This window comes from Thioclava kandeliae (assembly GCF_040297545.1).
Taxonomy (GTDB): domain Bacteria; phylum Pseudomonadota; class Alphaproteobacteria; order Rhodobacterales; family Rhodobacteraceae; genus Thioclava; species Thioclava kandeliae.
The window spans coordinates 65,930-87,831 of record NZ_JAYWLC010000018.1 but is presented as its reverse complement, the minus strand read 5'-3'; the positions used below and the strand labels follow the sequence as shown (position 1 = coordinate 87,831).

The following is a 21,902-nucleotide window of genomic DNA, read 5'->3' as shown; positions in this document are numbered from 1 at the left end:
CTGTCTTACGCTTCGCCGTCCAACGTTTGATGCTGTCTTCCATCGTCTTACTCATGGCTACGTTCTCCCTTGTAGCATGAGCAGGATTTCACTGGGTCAATACACCGCCGTAACCGAGCGAGAGAAGGGTACATATTTCGAACGTCTTGCCTGCGCATACCTGACAGCAGATCCGGTTCAGGCCGAGGAATATGAAGCCGTCTGGACTTGGGCGGATTGGGCCAAAGAGCGGGGCGAGAGTGGGAAGGACATCGGCATTGACCTAGTGGCGAAGCTTCGGAATGAAGATGGCTACGCGGAAATCCAGTGCAAGTTCTACAGCGCGAGACACCGCATCCAGAAGGGCGATATCGATAGCTTCATCTCGGCCTCCGGCAAGTCCCCGTTTGTCCGTCGTGTCATCATGGATACGACCGAGGTGGACTGGGGCAATAATGCTGAGGAGATGATCTCCGGGCAGTCTATTCCTGTTGTGCGGATCTCGCTGACCCATTTGCGTGAAAGCCAGATCGACTGGACCGCATTCGGGGTCAAGGGAGAAGCCGTCCTCTCCGAGAAGAAGAAGCTTCGGGCGCACCAAATCGAGGCTTTGGAGGCTGTCCGTTCGGGGCTTTCGGAGGCTGATCGTGGCAAGCTCATCATGGTCTGCGGCACGGGTAAGACCTTCACGTCCCTCAAGATCGCAGAAGACCTCGTGGGCAAGGGTGGGCGCGTTCTGTTCATGGTGCCGTCGCTTGCATTGATGTCCCAGACCGTGCGCGAATGGACCAATGATACGGAGACCTTGCTCCGGTCCTTCGCGGTCTGTTCGGATGGTCAGGTCGGGAAGCGTCGTGTGTCGAATGACGATACCGCCGAAATCGAGGCGCATGATCTCGTCTTCCCCGCAACGACCAACCCGCGCGTTTGGTCGAGAAGGCAGGCGAGACCGATCCTGAGCGGATGACGGTGGTCTTCTCGACCTATCAGTCTATCGGCGTCCTGAGCGAGGCGCAGAAGGTTGGATTGCCTCCCTTCGACCTGATTATCTGCGCACCGCACGACGGGCGCGACGCTGGCAGGCGACGAAGAGTCAAATTTCGTGCGCATCCACGATGACGCGTATGTCGCGGGTCGTAAGCGCCTTTATATGACGGCGACCCCGCGTATCTTCGGGGATGCGGTCAAGACACGCGCCGATGAAGAGGCGGCTGTCCTGTCCTCTATGGATGATGAAAGCCTTTATGGCAAAACCCTTCTGCATAAGGGCTTCGGCTGGGCGGTGCAGAATGGCTTTCTGACCGACTATAAGGTGATCGTCCTTGCAATGGACGAGGGTCTGGTCAGCGCGAACGTCCAGAAGCGTCTGGCGGATGAAAACTCCGAGCTGGACCTTGATGACGCAACGAAGATTATCGGCTGCTATAAAGCGTTGACCAAGCAGGATCTCCAGCAGGACATTACCTTCGATCCGCAGCCCATGAAGCGGGCGCTGGCCTTCTGCAAAAGTATCGCCGCCTCCAAGCTGATCCGGGACGAGTTCGCCAATGTGGTGGCCGAATATACCGGTGATGACGCGCTCATCGATGATGAAGCCCCTTCGGACCCGAACCGCCTCGATATCGAGATCGAGCATGTGGACGGCACGTTCAACGCCAAATCCCGCAACCAGCTCCTCGACTGGCTGAAGGCCGAGGCCGATGGCAATACCGCCCGCATCCTGACGAATGCCCGCTGCCTCTCCGAGGGCGTGGACATGTCAGCTCTGGACGCGATCATGTTCCTGCTTCCCCGCAAGTCCCTGATCGACGTGGTGCAGTCTGTGGGGCGCGTGATGCGCCGTGCAGAGGGCAAGCGGATGGGCTATGTGATCCTCCCTGTGGGCGTGCCTGCGGGTGTGGAGCCCGAGGTGGCGCTGAAGGATAACGAGCGTTACCGCGTCGTCTGGCAGATCCTCAACCCGTTCAGGGCGCATGACGAGCGCTTCGATGGCACCATCAACCAAGCTTCCCTCGGTCAGGACGTATCCGACCGTATTCAGATCGTCGGTGTCACCAAAGAATCCGAAGAGCTGAAATCAATCACCCATGAGGTGACCGATCTACCCACCCGCAAAGCCAAAGCCGAGGCAGGGCTCGGGCGCGGTGGCAATGAGGGCGATGCCGTCAAACCCGGACCAGCCCCCATCCAAGGCGAGCTTTTCATAGACGAGTTCTCCCGCGCCATCATGGCCAAGATCGTCAAGAAATGTGGCACCCGTGACTATTGGGAGGATTGGGCCACCAATATCGCCAAGATTGCCCAACGCCATATCTCGCGCATCACCGGCATCCTTGCCGAACCGGGCACGCCAGCACGCCAAGCCTTCGACAGCTTCCTTGCCGAGCTGCGCGATGACCTGAACGACTCGATCAGCGAACAGGACGCAATCGAGATGCTGGCTCAGCACCTCATCACGCGCCCCGTCTTCAAGGCGCTCTTCGGAGGTCACGCCTTCACCGACCAGAACCCTGTCTCCCGCGCCATGCAGCAGGTGCTGAACATTCTGGACGAGAACCGGCTCGAAAAGGAATCGAAAAACCTCGACAAGCTCTACGAAAGCGTCCGTAGCCGTGCGCATGGCATCACCGATCCGCAGGCCAAGCAGCGCCTGATCGTCGAGCTATATGACAAGTTCTTCCGCAACGCCTTCCCCCGCACGGCCGAGAAGCTGGGCATCGTCTATACGCCGGTCGAGATCGTCGATTTCATCCTGCATTCGGTCAACGAGATATTGCAGGAGCATTTCGGCCAGACGCTGGGCTCGCGTGGCGTCCATATCATGGACCCGTTCACCGGCACGGGCACCTTCATCACCCGCCTGCTGCAATCGGGGCTGATCGCGCCCGAAGAACTGGAGCATAAGTTCCGGCACGAGATCCATGCAAACGAGATCGTCCTGCTGGCCTATTACATCGCCGCGATCAATATCGAGGCCGTCTATCAGGGGCTGGCGCAAAGCAACGACTATGTGCCCTTCGAGGGCATCTGTCTGACTGACACTTTCCAGATGTATGAGGGCGCGGACGAACTGGCGCTTTACATGCCCGACAACTCCGAACGCCGGACCCGCCAGAAGGAGCTGGATATTCGCGTGATCGTGGGCAACCCGCCCTATTCCTCGGGTCAGAATAGCGCTAACGATAACAACGCCAATGTCAGCTATCTGGGATTGGACGGGCGGATTGCTGAGACCTACGCGGCACAGTCGACTGCGACATTGAAGAATTCGCTCTATGACAGCTATATCCGAGCAATTCGGTGGGCGTCGGACCGGATAGGGGATGCGGGGATTGTGGCATTCGTGACAAATGCAGGCTGGGTTGATGGCAACGCGGCGGACGGTATGCGCGCGTGTTTGGCAGAGGAGTTTACGGACCTTTACATCTTCCACCTTCGCGGCAACCAGCGCACTAGCGGCGAGCGATCCCGCAAGGAAGGTGGCAAGATCTTCGGGTCGGGAAGTCGCTCGCCCATTGCTATCAGCGTTTTCGTCAAGAATCCAGACGCGGCGGGGCATGGCCGCATCTTCTTCCACGACATCGGCGACTATCTCGATCAGAAGCAGAAACTGGCCATCATCCGCGACTTCAGCGCGGTGAAAGGGATCAGCAACGCAGAAGGTTGGGAACGGATCACGCCGGATGATCAGAATGACTGGCTGAACCAGCGCGACGCCAGCTTCGATGCATTCATCAAGATCGGAGACAGTGACCGCAGCGAAAACAAAAAGATTTTCGTAGAATTCTCCGGCGGCAGTAAGACCAATAGAGACGCATGGCGCTTTAACGCGAGTCCCTCAAAGTTGGGGGCTAACATTAGCAGCTTGCTCTCTACATATAACGGTGAGCGCGCCCGGTTTCATGCAGATCAGGATCGGCTCTCCGATCCGTCGGAGTATGTCATTTATGACCCCAAAAAGGTTAGCTGGAATCGCTGACTACTCCGGCGGCTGAGCAGTAATGTCGAGTTGATCTTCGATCAAAACGTGCTTCGGCAAAGCACGTATCGCCCTTATTCAAAGCAGTGGCTCTACTTCGATCGGTCGTTAGTTAGCGATATTGGCAAGATGCCAAGGTTCTTCCCTGATCCATCGCACGAAAACAGGATGATAGTTCTGAAAATGCGCTGGTCGGGAGATGGCAATCTTGCGCTTATGGCCAACGAACCCATTGAATTACAATCCGACGGCGGCACGCAGTGCTTCCCTCTCTATCTCTATGACCAGCATGACGAGGAACCGGGCGGTCTCTTCGAAGGCCAGTCCTCCGGCCTCCAGCGCAGTGACGCGATCACAGATGCCGGTTTGGCGCATTTCCACGCTGCCTATCGGGGCGAGGCGATCAGTAAGGAGGACATCTTCTACTACGTCTATGGCCTGCTGCATTCGCCCGACTATCGCGACCGCTATGCCGATAACCTGACCAAGGAACTGCCCCGCATCCCTTGCGTGAAGACCTATGCCGACTTTCGTGCCTTCTTGGAGGCAGGGCGACGCTTGGGCGATCTGCACGTCAATTACGAGACGGTCGATCCCTATCCGGTCACCTACAAGCAGGGCACGCCCGAACTCTGGAAGATCGACGACCCGAAAGCCTTCTATCGCGTTGCCAAGATGAAGTTCGGCGGCAAGCGCCCGAAGACCGACAAAACCACCGTGGTCTATAACGCCAACATCACCATGACGGACATTCCGCTGGAGGCCTATGACTACATCATCAATGGCAAGCCCGCGCTGGAATGGGTGATGGAACGCCAAGTCGTCAAGACCGACAAGGCCATCGGCATCGTCAACGACGCCAATGATTACGCGAACGAGACGATGAACGATCCGGCCTATCCGCTGGACCTTTTCCGCCGCGTGATCACGGTGAGCCTAGAGACGATGAAGAGCGTGAACTCACTGCCAAAGCTGGATTTGCTTAAATAAATATTGCTGTATTCACAGCCCTCTAAATTTCAAGGACGATATCAATGAGCCGATTTGGCGCATTATCTAAGTTACTCCATGGAACCAAATCCGTGGTTGAGACCGCATCGAGTGTTTGCGGGGTAAGAGACTGCTTGCGCAGCCGTATGGGCGGTTTGCTTTCCAGATGACGCGGCGAAATACTGGGTCAGGTTTGAGGCGCATATTGTAGCGGCCCGCGCAGATCTGGTTGCAATCAAGGCGTCTAGTGCTGAGACGGCTGCGAACACCGCAGAGATTGCTAAGAGTTCACAGACTACATCAGAGTATACCGGCACGGTTGCTGACTGGGTTTCCGATATGGCATCGGTCCAACGGGGACTGGAGGTCTACGCAATGGATGTCATGTCGATCGATCATCCAGATAAAGCCGAGTGGTATCTCAACGTGGGGAATTTCAGCACAACTCCCCTAGAAAATTTTGAATTCATTCTGCTTGATCAAGATCGCCACATAGTCGGTTCGCCACGACGCGCAGCGCGACTTGTTCAAAATTCCAACATTGGAGCCAACTTCATGGTGGATGTGCGGAGCGATCAGTTTTTGGTTGATGGCTATCGGGGTTGGATTTGCGCGTCAGGGGATGTTTCAGGTTCCAACACGCGAGCCTACTTTACAGTCGAACTCGAAGGCCACCCTGACGCGGACGAGATGCAGATGTTTTCTGTCATCAAGAATGATGTGACCGCCGAGCCGACTATTGTATGCCAGAATTGACCGGCACTCTCTCTTGCCCGCAATCCTGTGTGATGAAACTTTCACTTCTGGCAAAGGCGCGGGCATAATTGTTCCATGACGCAGTCAGGTTTCATGGCCCTTTATAGTCACGGACTTTGGCGTGCGAATGATGTTATATTGCGGTAGTTGCCCTATAGCGAGCGCCTTGGCCGCTACAGTCACGTCGCCGTAATTGTCGCTAGCCCTATTGCTCGCATGGCCTTGTATAGCGTCTACAACGCGCTCAGGGAGGCCTAGTTCACGACCAAGGGTCTTGAAGCGGTGTCGCCACCCATGGCTAGGTGGGATTCCCACAGGGACGATTTCAAGAGACTGCAGCCATTTGCCCAATCGCGTTGCCGTAGCCCTGGCATTTTTCAGATAATCCTTGGTGCCAGACGCGTTGTGGAAGAGTGGGCCTTCGGTCTGTCCGGCGAGGAAGTCCGTAAGGCCGAGCTCTATTACTTGTTCGTGGATCGGCACATCGCGATATTGGCCGATTTTTCACAGAACCGGCTTCCGGGGTAATGCGGATAACAAGGTGTTCGCCTTCCCAGCGCACATCCTCTTTACGCAGCTGAGTAATCTCGGCGACCCGTGCGCCTGTGAAAGCACATAGCAGAGGCACCCAGCGCTTCGCTGCCGTCATATGAGCGCTTTCTCGATTAGCAGGGTTCGCTTGATGTTTGGGGACGTAGTTTAAGCTGGCCTGAAGAATTTTCGTAGCCTCTGCATCTCTGAAACCCCGTTCGCGCGTTTTTGGCCTGGCTCTGGTTTCTTGGCGAACTTCTTCTAAGGGGTTGTGCTCGAGGATATCGTTCACTTTGGCCCATTTGAAGAGGGCACGAATTGCTGCGAGGTATTTTCCAGAAACCGTCTTTGCAGATTTTCCGTCCTGAAAAAGGCCATCACGCCATTTTAGGAGATCGGCCTTTGAGACCTTTCGGGCGTCATCGTGCTCGACGAAGTCGATGAGGTGTTGGACGCACGGACGCCAATCACGGCCACCGTCTTTCAGCGCGCCAACGAGCTGCCTGGAGGCGACGAAGTCGTAAAATAGATCCATTAGTTTTATCGATGCGGGGCGGGCGAGCGGCCTCTCTGGCTCGACATGAGGGAGGCTTTCTGTAGATTGAATAGTAGCAATTCGCGTGGTGTCATAGAACTTGCCTTCGTCTCGCTCGAAAGTTTGCTCCAAAGCCTCAATGTCAGCGCTCATCAGCTTCATAGCAAGATTGCGCCACTCAGTGCTTCCCCTTCTAAGGTTGAGGTGTTCTTTGGCCACAAGGTTTTCCAAAGTCTCATCTACAAGCTTAGTTTCACCTTCTCGGAAATGTTTTTTAAGTGCTTTGTATCTGGCTTTGCGTCGGTTTTCATAACGTAGTCTGGCAAAAGCAACTAAATTATAGTCGATCTCATCATTGAAATAGGTGACCCAGCGTTTGATGCCATCAGGGTCGACCTCGCCTGCGCGATTGGGAAATCTTTCAAGCTCATACTCAATTTTCTCAGGTGAAGGAAGATTGTCGCGCTCAACAATGTCAGCGTGGAGTAGTCCTTGGTAGAATTCCCCGATTAGTCGCTGTTCGCATTCTTTGGTTAAGTCTCGCAATTCAATAGGGGGAACCTCAATAGAGGGAGCTGGTGGACGCATGGTTTGGCAGGCTTCACTGGCTTGCGAGATTTGCTCCTGAATACGTCCGACGGCTGCAGGGTGCTTACGGTCAGCTTCGCGCAGGTCGCCCCCGAGGGCCTCAGTGAGTTCGGATTTGCCGCCAAAAAAAAAGGTCTAAGCTTTTCCGGAATTGAGACGCGGGCCCAATAGCGACCGTCTTTCTCTTTCCAATGGCGCCGTTTCGCGGCCATCTGACACCCCATTCTGACACTAAATCTGACACCAGAAATGGCACTTCGCCCAGCAAATAAAAGGATCTTTTTTGTTGTCAGAGGGTTAGTGTGGTGCTGCCGGAGAGATTTGAACTCTCGACCTCTCCCTTACCAAGGGAGTGCTCTACCCCTGAGCTACGGCAGCATCTTTTGTCGTCCGGTGCGGTGCTTTTCAGTGCCGCCCTTCGACCGTGAGCGGGGATTTAGAGGAGCTCGCCGCAGGGCGCAAGAGAAAAAATGACATATCTCGACAGATTTTTTTCCTGACGCTACAGAAGGCCCATGGCACATGATCCGAAGAACCCCCAGAATGGGTCGAAAGACCACAGATCGGCACGCGAAGATCGCCTGCGCGCGGCCTTGCGCGCGAATCTTCAACGCCGTAAGGCGCAGGCACGCGGTCGCAAGGCCGACCCTATAGAAACACAGACAGATGGTGCAGGGTCTCACGACGCGCCGCCACTGGACGAGCAGAACGAGAAGGACAGCTGATGGACCGCATTATCGTGCGCGGCAAGGGGCCGCTTTCGGGGCAGATCCCAATCGCGGGCGCCAAGAACGCCTGTCTGGCCCTGATGCCCGCGACACTCCTGTCGGAGGAGCCGCTGACGCTGACCAACGCGCCGCGCCTGTCCGACATCCGCACCATGACCGATCTTCTGGCCAGCCTCGGGGCGGAAGTGACCCAGCTCCAGGACGGCAAGGTTCTGGCCTCGGCGTGCCATGGCGTGATCAATCCGGTGGCGGATTACGACATCGTGCGCAAGATGCGGGCCTCGAACCTCGTGCTCGGCCCGCTTCTGGCGCGTCTGGGCCATGCGGTTGTGTCGCTGCCGGGTGGCTGTGCGATCGGCGCGCGCCCGATGGATATCCATATCGATGCGCTGACGGCGCTCGGGGCGGAGATCGAGCTGAAAGAGGGCTATCTGCATGCCAAGGTTGCCGGTGGCCGCCTGAAGGGCGCGGTGCACGAGATGCGCTTTGCCTCCGTGGGCGCGACCGAGAACTTCCTGATGGCGGCGTCGCTGGCCAAAGGCACCTCGGTGCTGAAGAACGCGGCCCGCGAGCCGGAGATTGTCGATCTGGCCGATTGTTTGCGGGCGATGGGCGCGCAGATCTCGGGTGATGGCACCTCGACCATCGAGATCCAGGGCGTGGACCGTCTGCATGGCGCGACCCATCCCGTGGTCACCGACCGGATCGAGCTGGGCACCTATATGCTGGCCCCCGCGATCTGCGGTGGCGAGGTCGAGCTGCTGGGCGGCAAGATCGCACTGGTCGAGTCCTTCTGCGAGAAGCTCGATGCGGCGGGTATCCATGTCGAGGAGACCAAGGACGGCCTCAAGGTCAAACGTCGTGGCGATATCGTCAATGCGGTGGATGTGGTCACCGAGCCCTATCCGGGCTTCCCGACCGACCTTCAGGCACAGATGATGGCGCTTCTGTGCACCGCCGAGGGCACTTCGGTGCTGGAGGAGAAAATCTTCGAGAACCGCTTCATGCATGCGCCCGAACTGGTGCGGATGGGCGCCAATATCGAGGTCCATGGCGGTCATGCCACCGTGCATGGTGTGAAAAAGCTGAAGGGGGCGCCGGTGATGGCGACCGATCTGCGCGCCTCGGTCTCGCTGATTCTCGCGGGTCTGGCTGCCGAGGGCGAGACAGTGGTGAACCGCGTCTATCACCTTGATCGCGGTTACGAGCGTTTGGTGCGCAAGCTGAAGGCCGTGGGCGCCGATATCGAGCGCGTGTCCGAATAACTCCTCTGGACGGGCGGTGGCGCCCGTCTACCTTACCGCCAGCACAGTGTTACGGAGGCGATCATGGCAGATGCAAGATTCGAGGATGGGGCAGAGCAGGCGCTGAGCCTGCGGGCCGAGACGGCCGAGGATCTGCCGGTGATCTCGGCGCTGGTGCAGGATTGTGTGCTGCCGGTGACCGAAATCCGTTTCGACCGTGCCCGCCGCAAGCTGGCGCTTCTGGTCAACCGCTTCCGCTGGGAAGATCGCGAGGCCGCCGAGGCCGAGGGCCGTCCCTATGAGCGCGTGCAATCGCTTCTGGTGGTGTCGGAGGTTCTGTCGGTGCGCTCGCAGGGGGTGGACCGGTCGGAAAAGGATATGGTCCTGTCGATCCTCGATCTCGTCTGGACGCCTGCCGCCGATGGTGCGGGCGAGCTGGTGCTGACGCTGGCGGGGGATGGGGCGATCGCGCTTTCGGTCGAAGCCCTGGCCGTCGATCTGCGTGATGTGACCAAACCCTATCGGGCGGTCTCGGGCAAGGTGCCCTCGCATCGCGAGTAATTCCCTCTGCAAAGGTCATTCCGGCGCGTCGCTCCGGCTTTTGTGACGCTCTGCTCCGGCAGGGCGTTTTTTGTGTCATGAAAATTTCATAAGGCGAATCCCCATATTTCGTATATCCGCGAAATATGGAAAAAGAAGTTGCAGAAACCCTCGCCGTACTTGGTCACCCGCAGCGCCTTGCGCTGTTCCGGCTCTTGATGCGGCGCTATCCCGACCGGCTACCTGCAGGCGAGATCGCTCAGATATTGGGGCTGAAGCCCAGTACGCTCTCAGCCTATCTGGCCGCTCTCATGCAGGTGGGGCTGTTGGGCAAAGAGCGCCTCGGAACGTCGCTTCTCTATAGTATCGAGATGGGGGCGGTGCGGGAGACCTTCGGGTTTCTGCTCGATGACTGCTGTCGGGGCAGGGTGTCGGACTGTCTGCCGGCCCCTGCCTCCACCACTCACCGCAGGTTCCGCGTGCTGTTTGTCTGCACCGGGAATTCAGCGCGCTCGCTGATGGCCGAGGCATTGTTACGCGCGCTGGGCGGTGACAGGTTCGAGGTCCATTCCGCAGGCACGCATCCGGCCTCCTGCCCCAACCCGCAGGCGCTTGCGCTTCTGGAGGGCCAGCAGCATGGCACGAGCGGCCTCTATTCCAAGGATTTCGGGTCGCTCGCCTCGGAGCCGCCCTTCGATTTCGTCTTTACTGTCTGTGACAGGGCCGCCAACGAGGAATGTCCCGCCTTGCCCGGTCATCCGGTCAGCGGCCATTGGGGGGTGCCCGATCCGGTTATCGAGGCGGCCCGCGCCCGCACCCCCGCTGAAGCGGCACTGGCCTTCCGCGCGGCCTATGGTGCGCTGCGCAACCGTATCGAAGCCTTCGCAGCGCTTCCCTTCGAGACACTCGATCGCAGGGCGCTTCAGTCCGCCGTCGATGATATCGCCCGTTATGGAGAGAACTGAAATGGTCACTTACGCGCTGAACGGCCTTGGCCGGATGGGAAAACTCGCCTTGCAGCCGCTTCTGGCCGCAGGGGCCGAGATCGCATGGATCAATGATGCGGTGGGCAGCCCCGAGATGCAGGCGCATCTGCTGGAATTCGACACGGTGCACGGGCGGTGGAATGCCAGTTTCCGCCATGACGGGACATCGGTGACCATCGATGGTGTCAGGCTGCCCTTTATCGGGACAAAATCACTCGCGGATCTGCCGTTGGATGGTGTGGATGTGGTCATCGACTGCACCGGCAAGTTCAAGACGGACGCCGATCTGGCACCCTATTTCGCCGCTGGCGTGAAAAAGGTGGTTGTCTCCGCGCCGGTCAAGGATGGGCCGACCGCCAATATCGTCTATGGTGTGAATAACGACAGCTACGATCCCGCGCGCCATCATATCGTGACGGCAGCCAGTTGCACGACCAATTGCCTCGCACCCGTGGTGAAGGTGATCCATGAGGGGCTGGGGATCAGGCATGGCGCGATCACCACGTTGCATAACGTGACCAATACCCAGACCATCGTGGACCGCCCCGCCAAGGACCTGCGGCGCGCGCGCTCGGCGCTCAATTCGCTGATCCCCACCACCACGGGTTCGGCCACGGCTATCACGCTGATCTATCCCGAGTTGAAGGGGCGTTTGAACGGCCATGCGGTCAGGGTGCCTTTGCTCAACGGGTCGCTGACCGATTGCGTCTTCGAGGTCGAGCGAGAGACCAGCGTGGACGAGGTGAATGCCCTCCTCGAAGCGGCCTCGCAAGGCGAGCTGAAGGGGATACTGGGCTACGAGACGCGGCCCTTGGTCTCGGCCGATTACGTCAATGACAAGCGCTCCTCGATCATTGATGCGCCCTCGACCATGGTGGTCAATGGCACGCAGGTGAAGATCTATGCGTGGTATGACAATGAATATGGCTATGCGCACCGGCTGGTGGACGTGGCGCTGATGGTCGGGCAGTCGCTATGACTGCTTCGCGCATGAGGGAAGGGCTTTCCGCCTATATCGCGGTGACGGCGGCCTATTGGGCCTTCATGCTGAGCGACGGGGCCTTGCGGATGCTGGTGCTGCTGCATTTCCACGGCCTCGGGTTCTCGCCGGTGCAGCTGGCCTATCTGTTCCTCCTTTACGAGGTGGCGGGGATGGTCACCAATCTTTGCGCGGGCTGGATCGCGGCACGTTTCGGGCTGGCCTCTACGCTTTATGCGGGGCTCGGACTGCAGGTGGTGGCGCTTCTGGCGCTGACGGGGCTTGATCCCGATTGGGGTGTCACGGCCTCGGTGATCTATGTGATGGCGGTGCAGGGCGCTTCGGGCGTGGCCAAGGATCTGGCGAAGATGTCGTCCAAATCCGCGGTCAAGCTGTTGGCACCTTCGGCGCAAGGCGGGCTCTTTGCCTGGGTGGCTGTGCTGACAGGGTCCAAGAACGCGGTGAAAGGTGTGGGCTTCCTCCTCGGGGCGGGGCTTCTGGCGCTGCTGGGCTTTACGGGGTCGATCGTTGCCATGGCGCTGGTGCTGGCGGTGATTTTGGTGGCCATCGCGATCGCCATGCCCAAAGGGCTGCCGCAAGGGCGAAAGGGTACGAAATTCTCGGAAGTGTTCTCGAAATCGGCCAATGTGAACCGGCTCTCGGCGGCACGGGTGTTCCTGTTTGGCGCGCGCGATGTATGGTTTGTGGTGGGCATCCCGATCTATTTTACCGCCGTGTTCTCGGATGGTACCGAGGCGGGCGACCGCGCGGCCTTCTTTCTGATCGGTGGCTTCATGGCGGGCTGGGTCATCCTCTACGGGCTGGTGCAGGGACTTGCGCCAAAGATCCTGCGGGCCAAGACCCGCGCGCAAGAGGCGCTGGTGGCGGATGCGAAACTTTGGGCCTGGGGGCTTTGTGTGATACCTGCGGGGCTGACCATTGCCGCGCTGGGCTTGGGCGGGCAGGGGCTGACCGTGGCGCTGGTCATCGGGCTGCTGGTCTTTGGCGCGGTCTTTGCGGTGAATTCCTCGCTGCATTCCTATCTGATCCTCGCCTTCACCAAATCCGAGCGCGTCACGATGGATGTGGGGTTCTACTATATGGCCAATGCGGGCGGGCGGCTTCTGGGAACGTTGGCCTCGGGGCTGAGTTACCAGCTGGGTGGGCTGGCCCTGATGCTGGGGGTGGCAACGGTGATGGTGGGCCTCTCGGCGGTCATGGCGGGGCGTTTGTCTGCGCAGTAGTGCTTGCCCACAGGCGGCGGCTGGACTATCCCCGATCTGACTTATGGAGACTCCGATGCCGCATTTCCTGACCACGACCGCTGCCGATTTCGAGACCCGTTTCACCGCACTGATGGGCATGAAACGCGAGGATAGCCCCGATGTGGATGCGGCGGTGGGCCAGATCATCGCCGATGTGCGCGCGCGGGGCGATGCGGCGGTGCTGGAGCTGACCGCGAAATTCGACCGGCTCGAGCTGACGCCCGACAGCATGCGGTTTTCCGAAGCCGAGATCGAGGCCGAAATCGCCCGTGTGCCGGATGTCGAGCGCGAGGCGCTGGAACTGGCCGCCGAACGCATTCGCGTCTATCACGCCCGCCAGATGCCGCCCAATGCGATGTGGGAAGAGGAAAGCGGCGCGAAGCTCGGCTGGCGTTTCACACCGGTCTCGGCGGCGGGTCTCTATGTGCCGGGCGGGCTGGCCAGCTATCCGTCCTCGGTGCTGATGAATGCGATCCCTGCCAAAGTGGCGGGTGTCGGGCGTCTGGTGGTGGTCTGCCCCACGCCCGATGGTAAGGTGAACCCGCTGGTTTTGCTGGCCTGCCAGATTGCGGGCGTGGACGAGATCTACCGTATCGGCGGCGCGCAAGCGGTTGCGGCCTTGGCCTATGGCACGGATACCATCCACCCCGTGGATAAGATCACAGGCCCTGGCAATGCCTTTGTGGCCGCCGCCAAGCGTCGTGTGTTCGGCAAGGTGGGGATCGATATGATCGCCGGTCCCTCGGAAATCCTCGTGATTGCCGATGGCCAGAATGACCCCGACTGGATCGCGCTCGATCTGCTGTCGCAGGCTGAACATGACGCCTCGGCACAATCGATCCTGATCACCCCCGATGAGGGCTTTGCCAACAGGGTCGTTGCGGCGGTGGAAAAACGCCTCGAGACGCTGGAGCGCCGCGAGATCGCAGGGGCGAGCTGGCGGGATTTCGGCGCGGTGGTCATCACCCGCGATCTGGCCGAAGCGGCAGAGCTGTCGAACCGCGTAGCGCCCGAACATCTCGAACTGTGCGTAGACGACCCCGAGGCTCTGGCGCAGGAGATCACCCATGCGGGGGCGATTTTCATGGGGGCTTGGACGCCCGAGGCGATTGGCGATTATATCGGCGGGCCGAACCATGTTCTGCCCACTGCGCGCTCGGCGCGTTTCTCTTCGGGGCTGTCGGTCTTCGATTTCGTCAAGCGCACGACGCTGTCGATGATGACCCCCGAAGCGCTGCGCCGGATCGGTCCGGGGGCGGAGACGCTCGCCAAATCGGAAAGCCTTGAAGCGCATGGGCTTTCTGTCCGCGCGCGTCTGGATGCCCTTAACAGGTAACGGCCAATAAATAACCATAGGTCGCAATCGCGCCCGCCTCTGTCGCGGGACGCGGTTGCGCAGGGACGAGACACCGTCTAGCCTTCTCCGACGACGCCTTGTCGGCCCGAGGGAGAAGAGTGCCATGGCCCATATCGCAAAGCTTGAAGTCGATGATTCCGGTCTGCCCGCCCCGAGCGCGGAGATCGAACAGGAACGTCGCGTCGCGATTTTCGATCTTCTCGAGGATAATCACTTCACCTTGCCGGGCAAGGGCGAGGCGCCCGGATATGAGGGGCCGTTCCATCTGTTTCTGGCGGTGCGTGACGGGCGGTTGGTGTTTGACACCCGCAACGACGCCGACGAGCCGCTGGCCGAGTTTCACCTGTCCTTCGGTCCGTTCCGGCAGGTGATCAAAGATTACTTCCAGATCTGCGAGAGCTATTTCGAGGCAGTGAAAAACATGCCGCCCAGCCAGATCGAGGCCATCGATATGGCGCGGCGCGGGATCCATAACGAGGGCGCGCGCATTCTCGAGGAACGTCTGGAGGGCAAGGCCGAGCTGGATCTAGCGACCGCAAGGCGGCTTTTCACTCTCGTCTGCGTCCTGTCGCCGGTGAAATAATGACGGATCTGCCGCAGTCGGTGCTCTTCTGTTGCGATTATAACGCCACGCGGTCCCCGATGGCCGAAGGGATGATGAAGCGTTTCTACGGTCCCGATGTCTATGTGCAGTCGGCGGGTGTGAAATCCGAACTGGATATCGACGGTTTCACGATCACGGTGATGCATGAACTGGGTGTCGATCTGGAGCGTCACCGTGTGCGCAGCTTCGAGGACATGCAGGAATGGGGCGATGATATCTCGACATTCGATCTTATTGTCGCGCTATCTCCGGCCAGCCAGCGGCAGGCGCTGGAACTGACGCGCTTCTACCATCTTGATATCGAATACTGGCCGGTGATGGACCCCACTGGCATTGGTGAGGGGCGCGAGGCCAAGTTGGCCGCCTATCGCCAGACCCGCGACCAGATCCGCGAGCGGATGATTGCCCGCTTCGGGCCGCCGCTGGACCTAGTATAACACTATCCAACAGGAAGAACCCATGTCACGCCTCGAGGCTATTGAGACCCTGAAAACCTATTACGATGCCTTCAACGCCGGTGATACCGACGGAATGGAGGCCCTGCTGGCGGATGATTTCGAGCATCACGTCAACGAGGGCAATATCCGCCGTGGAGCCAAGGCCTTCCGCGAGTTCAATGCCCATATGACGCGTTGCTACCGCGAAACGCTGACCGATATCTGTGTCATGGCCAATGACGCGGGCACGCGGGCGGCGGCGGAGTTTGTCGTGAACGGCACCTATCTGAAAACCGACGAGGGCCTGCCCGAGGCGCGGGGCCAGAGCTACCGTCTGCCCGCCGGCACGTTCTTCGACCTCAAGGATGGCAAGATCGCGCGGGTGACCACCTATTATAACCTCTCCGACTGGATCAAGCAGGTCTCCTGATGGAGGTGAGCGTATTGACGGGGGCGGCGCTCGATGCCGCCCTTGACGATGTGGCGGCGCTGCGCATCCGCGTATTCCGTGACTGGCCCTATATCTATGACGGCTCGCTGGACTATGAGCGGCGCTATCTGGAGAGCTATCGCCTTTCCGGGGATGCAGTCGTTGTGGGGGCCTTTGATGGCACGCGCCTTGTCGGGGCGGCCACCGGCACGCCGCTGGAAGACCATGCCGAGGATTTCGCGGTACCTTTTGCGGCAACGGGACTGGCGCTGGAGGATGTCTTTTACTGCGCGGAATCGGTCCTGTTGCCGGAGTATCGCGGGCAGGGTCTGGGGCATGCCTTTTTCGACGCGCGCGAAGCCCATGCGCGCAAACTTGGGCGCGCATATAGCGCCTTCTGTTCGGTGATCCGCCAGGGTAACCATCCTTTGAAGCCCGCAGGCTACCGCCCGCTCGACGGGTTCTGGCATAAACGCGGCTATCGGCCGATGCCGGGTGTGATCGCCGATTTCCGCTGGACGGATCTGGGCGAGACTGCTGAAACGGTAAAACAATTACAATTCTGGGGGTGTGCCCTATGAGCAAGATCCAAATCGCTACGGCGGCCTATCCGCTCGATTGGCATGACAGCTGGGATGCCTATGAGGACAAGCTGACCCGCTGGGTCGAGGAGGCCGTGGCCGAGGGGGCCCAGCTTCTGGTCTTTCCCGAATATGGCGCGATGGAGCTGGCCTCCTTGGGCGGGGCCGAGGCCGCGCGCGATCTGGAGGCGGCGCTTCAGGTCGTGGCGCGCTACCGTCCCGAGATGGAGACGCTGTTTGTCGATCTGGCCTTCCGTCACCGTGTGCATATCCTCGCGCCCTCGGGGCCGGTGATCGAGACGCATAATGGCGCCGATATCCGCACCAACCGCGCTACACTGGTTGGCCCCAACGGACTGATCGGCCATCAGGACAAGGCCGTAATGACGCGGTTCGAGCGGGAGGACTGGCATATCGGCGCCGGCGAGGGGTTGCAGGTGTTCGATACCGCTCTGGGGCGGATCGGCATCACCATCTGCTATGATAGCGAATTCCCGCTTCTGGCGCGTGCGCTATGCGAGAAGGGCGCCGAGATGATCCTCGTCCCGTCCTGCACCGATACGCTCGCAGGCTATTCGCGGGTCCGGATCGGGGCGCAGGGGCGGGCGCTGGAAAACCAGTGCGTCACCGTGCAATCGCCCACCGTGGGCCCCGCTGACTGGTGCCCCGCGATTGACGAGAACCGCGGGGCGGCTGGTGTCTTCGGTCCGCCCGATACCGGCTGGCCCGAAACGGGGGTGATTGCCGAGGGCGCGCTTGATTCTCCGGGCTGGGTCTATGCGCAGGTCGATCTGGAGCAGGTGCGGCAATCGCGCCATGATGGCGGGGTTTTGCTCTTCCAGCATTGGCCCGAGAGCCTGGATCAGGCTCAAACGGTTGCGATTGTGCGCGAATCTGTCCCGCAGGGCTGACATAACGCTTGAATTTTAAGGCAAGCAGGCGCATTTAAGCGCCACGATGGCGCGTTTCTGCGCCTTTACGCAATTATGGAGTGACCATGGCCAAGGAAGAAATGCTCGAATTCCCCGGCGTCGTGAAGGAACTCCTGCCAAATGCGACGTTTCGGGTCGAGCTAGAAAACGGCCATGAAATCATCGCACATATGGCAGGGAAGATGCGCAAGAACCGCATCCGCGTTCTCGCCGGCGACAAAGTTCAAGTCGAAATGAACACTTACGACCTTTCGAAGGGTCGCATCAACTACCGCTTCAAGTAAGCCTATGAAACTGATCCTAGGCTCCGCGAGCCCGAGGCGACGCGAGCTACTGGACCAGCTAGGTCTGGTGCCCGACGCCGTGCGGGCACCCGATATCGACGAGACCCCCCGTAAGGCAGAGCGTCCCCGTGACTATGTCGCGCGGATGGCCCGCGAGAAAGCCATGGCGCTGGATCTTGCGGCGGACGAGGTTATTCTCTGTGCCGATACCACCGTCACCTGTGGCCGCCGCATTCTGGGTAAACCCGAAGATGCTGCCGAGGCTGCCGAATTCCTCTTTATGCTGTCAGGCCGCCGTCACCATGTGCTGACGGCTGTTGTCGTGCGCGGTGCCTTCGGTATCCGCGAGCGGCTGGTCGATACGGTGGTGAAATTCCGCCCGCTGTCCAATGAGGATGTGAACGCCTATCTCGCCTCGGGTGAGTGGCAGGGCAAGGCGGGCGGTTATGCCATTCAGGGTCTGGGCGGGGCGTTTGTCCCGTGGATCCAGGGGTCCTACACTGGCGTCGTCGGCCTGCCCCTGGCCGAGACCGCAACCCTACTGACATCGGCGGGCGTGACCGCCAAGGAGGCCGTATGAAGGGTCGTACTATCATTCTGGGCAGTTACAAGGAACTGGAAGCTGCCGCTCTCATGGTGGACGGACAGCTCGAGGATCTGCTGATCGACGCCTCCGATGTGCAGCCGCTTGCCCCCGGTGCGATCCTGCGCGCCAAGGTGGGCCGCCAGATGAAGGGGCAGGGCGGGGTCTTCCTCGATCTGCCCGACGGTCAGCGCGGCTTCCTGCGCGAGGTCAAAGGCCTCGCGCCCGGCCAGAATGTGATCTGCATGGTCACCGGCGGCACCGAGGCAGGCAAGGCCGTTCCGGTCTCGCTGCGGGTGCTGTTCAAATCGCGCTACTGCATCGTGACGCCCGGTGCGCCCGGCATCAATATCTCGCGGCGTATCCGTGAGGAAGATGTGCGCGAGGGGCTGAAATCTCTCGCCGATGTGGTGATGGATGGCTCCGATATGGGGCTGATCCTGCGTTCTGCCGCGCCGCTGGCTGAGGATGGCGAGCTGGCCGAGGATATCAATGCCATGCGCGAGCTCGCCGAGGCGGTCATGAATGACCTCTCGGGCGAGCCCGAACTGCTGGTCGATGTGCCGGATCCGCATGAGGAGGCGTGGCGCGATTGGGCAGAGCCCGCGCCCGATGAAGTGATCGAGGGCGATTTCGAGGAGCATGGTGTGCTGGACCAGCTGGATGCGCTCATGCGCGCCCGTGTGGACCTGCCTAACGGTGCCCATATGATGATCGAGCCAACGCGTGCGCTGATCGCGGTGGATGTGAATACCGGCAATGATACGTCGCCTGCGGCCAGCCTGAAGGCCAATATCGCCGCCGCCCGCGAGCTGCCGCGTCAATTGCGTCTGCGTGGGCTTGGCGGGCAGATCGTTGTCGATTTCGCGCCCATGCCCAAACGCGATCGCCAGCCGCTCGAGCAGCAGATGAAGACCGCGTTCAAGGGCGAGGCGGAGGCCTCGCTTGCGGGCTGGACGCCGCTTGGAAATTACGAGCTGCAACGCAAGCGCGACCGCGTCTCGCTGGAGGCGCTGGTCGGAAAGGGGGCAGCATGAGCTGTCCCGTTTGCGGTAAGGAAACCGATCCGAAATTCCGGCCTTTCTGCTCCAAACGCTGCGCCGACGTTGATTTGGCGAAATGGCTCAACGGCTCTTATGTGATTCCGGGCGACATCGCCGAGGAAGAGGAACGTGCCCCCGAAGATTGGGCACCAGACCAGAAACCTCATTGATCCAGAGGCCCTCACGGGTCTGAAAAGATAGGGAAATTCGGGAAAAATCAGGGTGCCGGAAGGAAAGTTGAAAAAACTTCAAATTCCCTCTGGACACCGCTGCCGAGCTTCTCTAAACACCGCCCTACCGAAGCAGAGAGCACCGCTCGAAGCTGAAAGTGCCCGGATAGCTCAGTTGGTAGAGCAGCGGATTGAAAATCCGCGTGTCGGTGGTTCAAATCCGCCTCCGGGCACCATTTTATTTTTCGATGTGGACAGAAAGTCTAACGCCTTGAACGGTAAGGTGGTTTTAGCAGTTCGAAGGCCTTCATTTCGAGACACTTCAATCGGGCTAGAAAAGGCAAGCCGCAATAGCCGCCTCTTAACGTCAAAGGTTGATTTGCTCCATATTTTCCAAGGGCTTGACAGAAAACCCATAGATAGTTCGAACGTTTTCTCGAAGTTATCAACCGGTGGGACTTGTTCAGCGATTTTTTCTTTCAGCATAACTGTTTCTGACCGCAGCTCTGCAATTCTTGTCTCGTAAGCGCGCGCGGTTTCGTCATGCACTGTTCGAGTAGCCCGGTCGATTAAGGAGCTTACCTCAACATCGATTTGTCTTATGCGAGTTTTGTAGCGCGTAGCCTCCTCTTTTGAGTTTAAACTGTAGCGTTGCCAAGCATCTCGAAACATAACTTCCGCGAGTTCGAAGGTTTCTGCTGTAGGGGTAAGTTTCTGCAGAACTTGTTCGAACTCGGCTTCTAGCTTGTCTCGACCTATGGATTTCCCTCGTTGGCTACATGCCTTCTGGTAGCACAGATAGTAAGGATAGAGTTTTCCCGTGCAGCTCTTCGACCAGCAAGACGTCAAGCTGGACCCGCATTCGCTACACACAAGGAAACCGCGCAACACGAAATCACGGTCGATATCCTTACGAGCGGGCGCAACTTTTTTTCCGTTTAACCTATCCTGAATAATTAGGTAGGATTCATAGGATATCAGCGGTTCATGCTGAGCCTTGGTCAGTGGGATGCCCCATTCCGTCTTTTCCAAGTATCCAGCATAGACCAATCGCTTTAGTAACGCGGTGACCTTATCGAACTTGACTTCCTTTGAGCCGCGAGCGCGAGGGAACTCGGGCTTTCCATCCAGAAAGCGTTTCACTTCAGCTTGGCTTTGAAGCCGTCCAGAAGCGAAGCCTTCCAAAGCTTCCCGAATGATGGAGGCTTCAGGCTCTTTTAAAATTAGCTTTTTCCCTCCTCCTGGCGCTCTAACGTATTGATATCCGACTGGGGCTGAAAACGTCCAGTAACCGTTCTTAAGCCTTGCAATGGTGCGGGTTTTAGAGAGTTCCGCATTTTTTTCACGATCTCTCGAAGCTAACAATGCCCATAGCATCTCCAGAAAACGGCTTTCGGCATCTACACCAAATTTGGTTTTGGGACTGTCAATGGCGGCGCCAGCGGTCATGATCTTATTTCGAAGTTCAGTATGCGCACCTACATCCCGAGCAAATCGAGACACATCATCGACTATCACCATGTAGTCACGGGCATCGACAGTATTTAAAAAATCTAGGAGTAAATTCATTCCCGGGCGGTTTGAGCTTGCTCCAGATATGACGTCTTTAAAAACGTCTTCCACAAACAATCCACACTGCTGCGCATAGTCTCGACAGCTACGCTCTTGGCTAGACAATCCTGCCCCGTCCATTGTTTGTTTAATGGAAGACACGCGGCAGTAGATTACACATTTTGTCCGCTTTTGTTGGCTCAAATTAAGCATTTGCTTTCTCCCCCAGTTGTTTCGAACTGTTAGGAGAAGTTGCATCAATACTAGGAAATTCGATAATCTGCGCACCTCCCTCAGGTTTTCTTTGCACTTTGTATCCAAACCCAACGAAAGCGACGATGACTGTCCAAAGAGCATTCACGAAGTCTGCCTTTTGATCGTCAGACATATCGCAGGCATCGAGGTATTTTCGGTAGCGTTCCAGATCAATTTCGAGACGCGGGTGCTTGAGGTTATGCTTGTGTTTGGCTTCAGAGAAATTGATAACTTCACAATAGTTCAATTCGCGGTCCATGTTCGAACTCTCCATTTTTCAAAAATTAAAAGCCACATAAAAAGTAGCTATAACAGATGGTTAGACCATGAATCCCCTGTTTGGAAAGGTAAGAGTAAATGACATTTTGGTCCCGCCTAATTGGAAACTGGCGAAACTCAATTTCGCACATTTGCCTGCTCTAGAAGCCCGCCTGTTTGAAGCCGTGCGATGACGGTTTGACTTTTCGCACATGCGTGTATGGAAAAAATCTGCAACCTGCATTTGTAAGTCGTTACAAATGTCATCCTACGTGACACGAATCGCCCACATGATTTGAATATCTCGGATATGCCAC

The 21,902-nt window shown here is 58.5% G+C and carries 22 protein-coding genes, 2 tRNA genes and 1 pseudogene; 21 read left to right on the top strand and 4 right to left on the bottom strand.

Annotated features, from left to right (window positions below):
- The 4 genes from VSX56_RS16935 to VSX56_RS16920 form a co-directional block, all read left to right on the top strand.
- A partial coding sequence (locus VSX56_RS16935) for a restriction endonuclease (RefSeq protein ID WP_350938783.1) occupies nucleotides 1-946 on the top strand: 946 nt, incomplete at its 5' end.
- A gap of 183 nt (nucleotides 947-1,129) precedes the next feature.
- Nucleotides 1,130-3,958 carry a helicase-related protein gene (locus tag VSX56_RS16930; RefSeq protein ID WP_350938781.1) on the top strand — a complete coding sequence of 943 codons (2,829 nt, stop codon included), beginning with the start codon at nucleotides 1,130-1,132 and terminating at the stop codon, nucleotides 3,956-3,958.
- Between the two features lie 12 nt (nucleotides 3,959-3,970).
- The gene (locus VSX56_RS16925) at nucleotides 3,971-4,948 is read left to right on the top strand and encodes a type ISP restriction/modification enzyme (protein ID WP_350938794.1); all 978 of its coding nucleotides are present in this window, start codon (nucleotides 3,971-3,973) and stop codon (nucleotides 4,946-4,948) included.
- 375 nt (nucleotides 4,949-5,323) lie between these two features.
- Nucleotides 5,324-5,704, top strand: coding sequence for a hypothetical protein (locus VSX56_RS16920; RefSeq protein ID WP_350938779.1), 381 nt, complete (start codon nucleotides 5,324-5,326; stop codon nucleotides 5,702-5,704).
- Nucleotides 5,705-6,029: 325 nt separating this feature from the next.
- On the opposite strand, the gene VSX56_RS16915 is transcribed toward VSX56_RS16920, so the two are convergent.
- Complete coding sequence (locus tag VSX56_RS16915; protein ID WP_350938777.1) at nucleotides 6,030-7,358, bottom strand: tyrosine-type recombinase/integrase; 1,329 nt, start codon at nucleotides 7,356-7,358, stop codon at nucleotides 6,030-6,032.
- 303 nt (nucleotides 7,359-7,661) lie between these two features.
- A tRNA-Thr gene (locus tag VSX56_RS16910) sits at nucleotides 7,662-7,736 on the bottom strand.
- 137 nt (nucleotides 7,737-7,873) lie between these two features.
- Here VSX56_RS16910 and VSX56_RS16905 point away from each other — a divergent pair.
- From VSX56_RS16905 to VSX56_RS16825, 17 genes are all read left to right on the top strand, one after another.
- Nucleotides 7,874-8,083, top strand: coding sequence for a hypothetical protein (locus VSX56_RS16905; RefSeq protein WP_339113346.1), 210 nt, complete (start codon nucleotides 7,874-7,876; stop codon nucleotides 8,081-8,083).
- Nucleotides 8,083-9,351 (top strand): UDP-N-acetylglucosamine 1-carboxyvinyltransferase, encoded by a 1,269-nt coding sequence (gene murA / locus VSX56_RS16900; protein WP_350938775.1) that lies wholly within the window; start codon nucleotides 8,083-8,085, stop codon nucleotides 9,349-9,351. The genes VSX56_RS16905 and murA overlap by 1 nt, the downstream gene beginning before the upstream one ends.
- 63 nt (nucleotides 9,352-9,414) lie before the next feature.
- Nucleotides 9,415-9,891 (top strand): DUF2948 family protein, encoded by a 477-nt coding sequence (locus tag VSX56_RS16895; RefSeq protein ID WP_350938773.1) that lies wholly within the window; start codon nucleotides 9,415-9,417, stop codon nucleotides 9,889-9,891.
- Between the two features lie 125 nt (nucleotides 9,892-10,016).
- Nucleotides 10,017-10,835: an arsenate reductase/protein-tyrosine-phosphatase family protein gene (locus tag VSX56_RS16890; protein WP_350938771.1), complete on the top strand. Its 819-nt coding sequence runs from the start codon at nucleotides 10,017-10,019 to the stop codon at nucleotides 10,833-10,835.
- A gap of 1 nt (nucleotide 10,836) precedes the next feature.
- Nucleotides 10,837-11,835 carry an ArsJ-associated glyceraldehyde-3-phosphate dehydrogenase gene (locus VSX56_RS16885; RefSeq protein ID WP_350938769.1) on the top strand — a complete coding sequence of 333 codons (999 nt, stop codon included), beginning with the start codon at nucleotides 10,837-10,839 and terminating at the stop codon, nucleotides 11,833-11,835.
- The gene (arsJ, locus tag VSX56_RS16880; RefSeq protein WP_350938767.1) at nucleotides 11,832-13,079 is read left to right on the top strand and encodes an organoarsenical effux MFS transporter ArsJ; all 1,248 of its coding nucleotides are present in this window, start codon (nucleotides 11,832-11,834) and stop codon (nucleotides 13,077-13,079) included. Before VSX56_RS16885 ends, arsJ begins: the two co-directional genes overlap by 4 nt.
- Nucleotides 13,080-13,134: 55 nt before the next feature.
- Nucleotides 13,135-14,436, top strand: a complete 1,302-nt coding sequence (hisD, locus tag VSX56_RS16875) for a histidinol dehydrogenase (protein ID WP_350938765.1) — start codon at nucleotides 13,135-13,137, stop codon at nucleotides 14,434-14,436.
- Nucleotides 14,437-14,560: 124 nt separating this feature from the next.
- Nucleotides 14,561-15,040, top strand: coding sequence for a UPF0262 family protein (locus tag VSX56_RS16870; RefSeq protein ID WP_339113339.1), 480 nt, complete (start codon nucleotides 14,561-14,563; stop codon nucleotides 15,038-15,040).
- A complete protein-coding gene (locus tag VSX56_RS16865) occupies nucleotides 15,040-15,498 on the top strand; it encodes an arsenate-mycothiol transferase ArsC (protein ID WP_350938763.1) in 459 nt (152 codons plus the stop codon). The genes VSX56_RS16870 and VSX56_RS16865 overlap by 1 nt, the downstream gene beginning before the upstream one ends.
- Before the next feature lie 22 nt (nucleotides 15,499-15,520).
- A complete protein-coding gene (locus tag VSX56_RS16860) occupies nucleotides 15,521-15,928 on the top strand; it encodes a ketosteroid isomerase-related protein (protein ID WP_350938761.1) in 408 nt (135 codons plus the stop codon).
- Entirely contained in the window at nucleotides 15,928-16,509 is a 582-nt protein-coding gene (locus tag VSX56_RS16855) for a GNAT family N-acetyltransferase (RefSeq protein ID WP_350938759.1), read from the top strand. Before VSX56_RS16860 ends, VSX56_RS16855 begins: the two co-directional genes overlap by 1 nt.
- Before the next feature lie 5 nt (nucleotides 16,510-16,514).
- Nucleotides 16,515-17,420 (top strand): carbon-nitrogen hydrolase family protein, encoded by a 906-nt coding sequence (locus VSX56_RS16850; RefSeq protein ID WP_339114423.1) that lies wholly within the window; start codon nucleotides 16,515-16,517, stop codon nucleotides 17,418-17,420.
- Nucleotides 17,421-17,506: 86 nt separating this feature from the next.
- Nucleotides 17,507-17,725, top strand: coding sequence for a translation initiation factor IF-1 (gene infA / locus VSX56_RS16845; protein ID WP_036636451.1), 219 nt, complete (start codon nucleotides 17,507-17,509; stop codon nucleotides 17,723-17,725).
- Nucleotides 17,726-17,729: 4 nt separating this feature from the next.
- A complete protein-coding gene (locus VSX56_RS16840; RefSeq protein ID WP_350938756.1) occupies nucleotides 17,730-18,305 on the top strand; it encodes a Maf family protein in 576 nt (191 codons plus the stop codon).
- The gene (locus VSX56_RS16835) at nucleotides 18,302-19,345 is read left to right on the top strand and encodes a ribonuclease E/G (protein ID WP_350938754.1); all 1,044 of its coding nucleotides are present in this window, start codon (nucleotides 18,302-18,304) and stop codon (nucleotides 19,343-19,345) included. Before VSX56_RS16840 ends, VSX56_RS16835 begins: the two co-directional genes overlap by 4 nt.
- Nucleotides 19,342-19,521, top strand: coding sequence for a DNA gyrase inhibitor YacG (locus VSX56_RS16830; protein WP_339113333.1), 180 nt, complete (start codon nucleotides 19,342-19,344; stop codon nucleotides 19,519-19,521). Before VSX56_RS16835 ends, VSX56_RS16830 begins: the two co-directional genes overlap by 4 nt.
- Before the next feature lie 160 nt (nucleotides 19,522-19,681).
- Nucleotides 19,682-19,757, top strand: a tRNA-Phe gene (locus VSX56_RS16825).
- 493 nt (nucleotides 19,758-20,250) lie between these two features.
- Here the strand turns inward: VSX56_RS16825 and VSX56_RS16820 are convergent.
- Together VSX56_RS16820 and VSX56_RS16815 are read right to left on the bottom strand one after the other, a co-directional pair.
- Nucleotides 20,251-21,285 (bottom strand): annotated as a pseudogene (locus tag VSX56_RS16820) (recombinase family protein); the annotation flags it as partial.
- A complete protein-coding gene (locus VSX56_RS16815) occupies nucleotides 21,278-21,586 on the bottom strand; it encodes a hypothetical protein (protein WP_350938751.1) in 309 nt (102 codons plus the stop codon). The gene VSX56_RS16815 and the pseudogene VSX56_RS16820, both read right to left, overlap by 8 nt.
- Nucleotides 21,587-21,902: the final 316 nt, after the last annotated feature.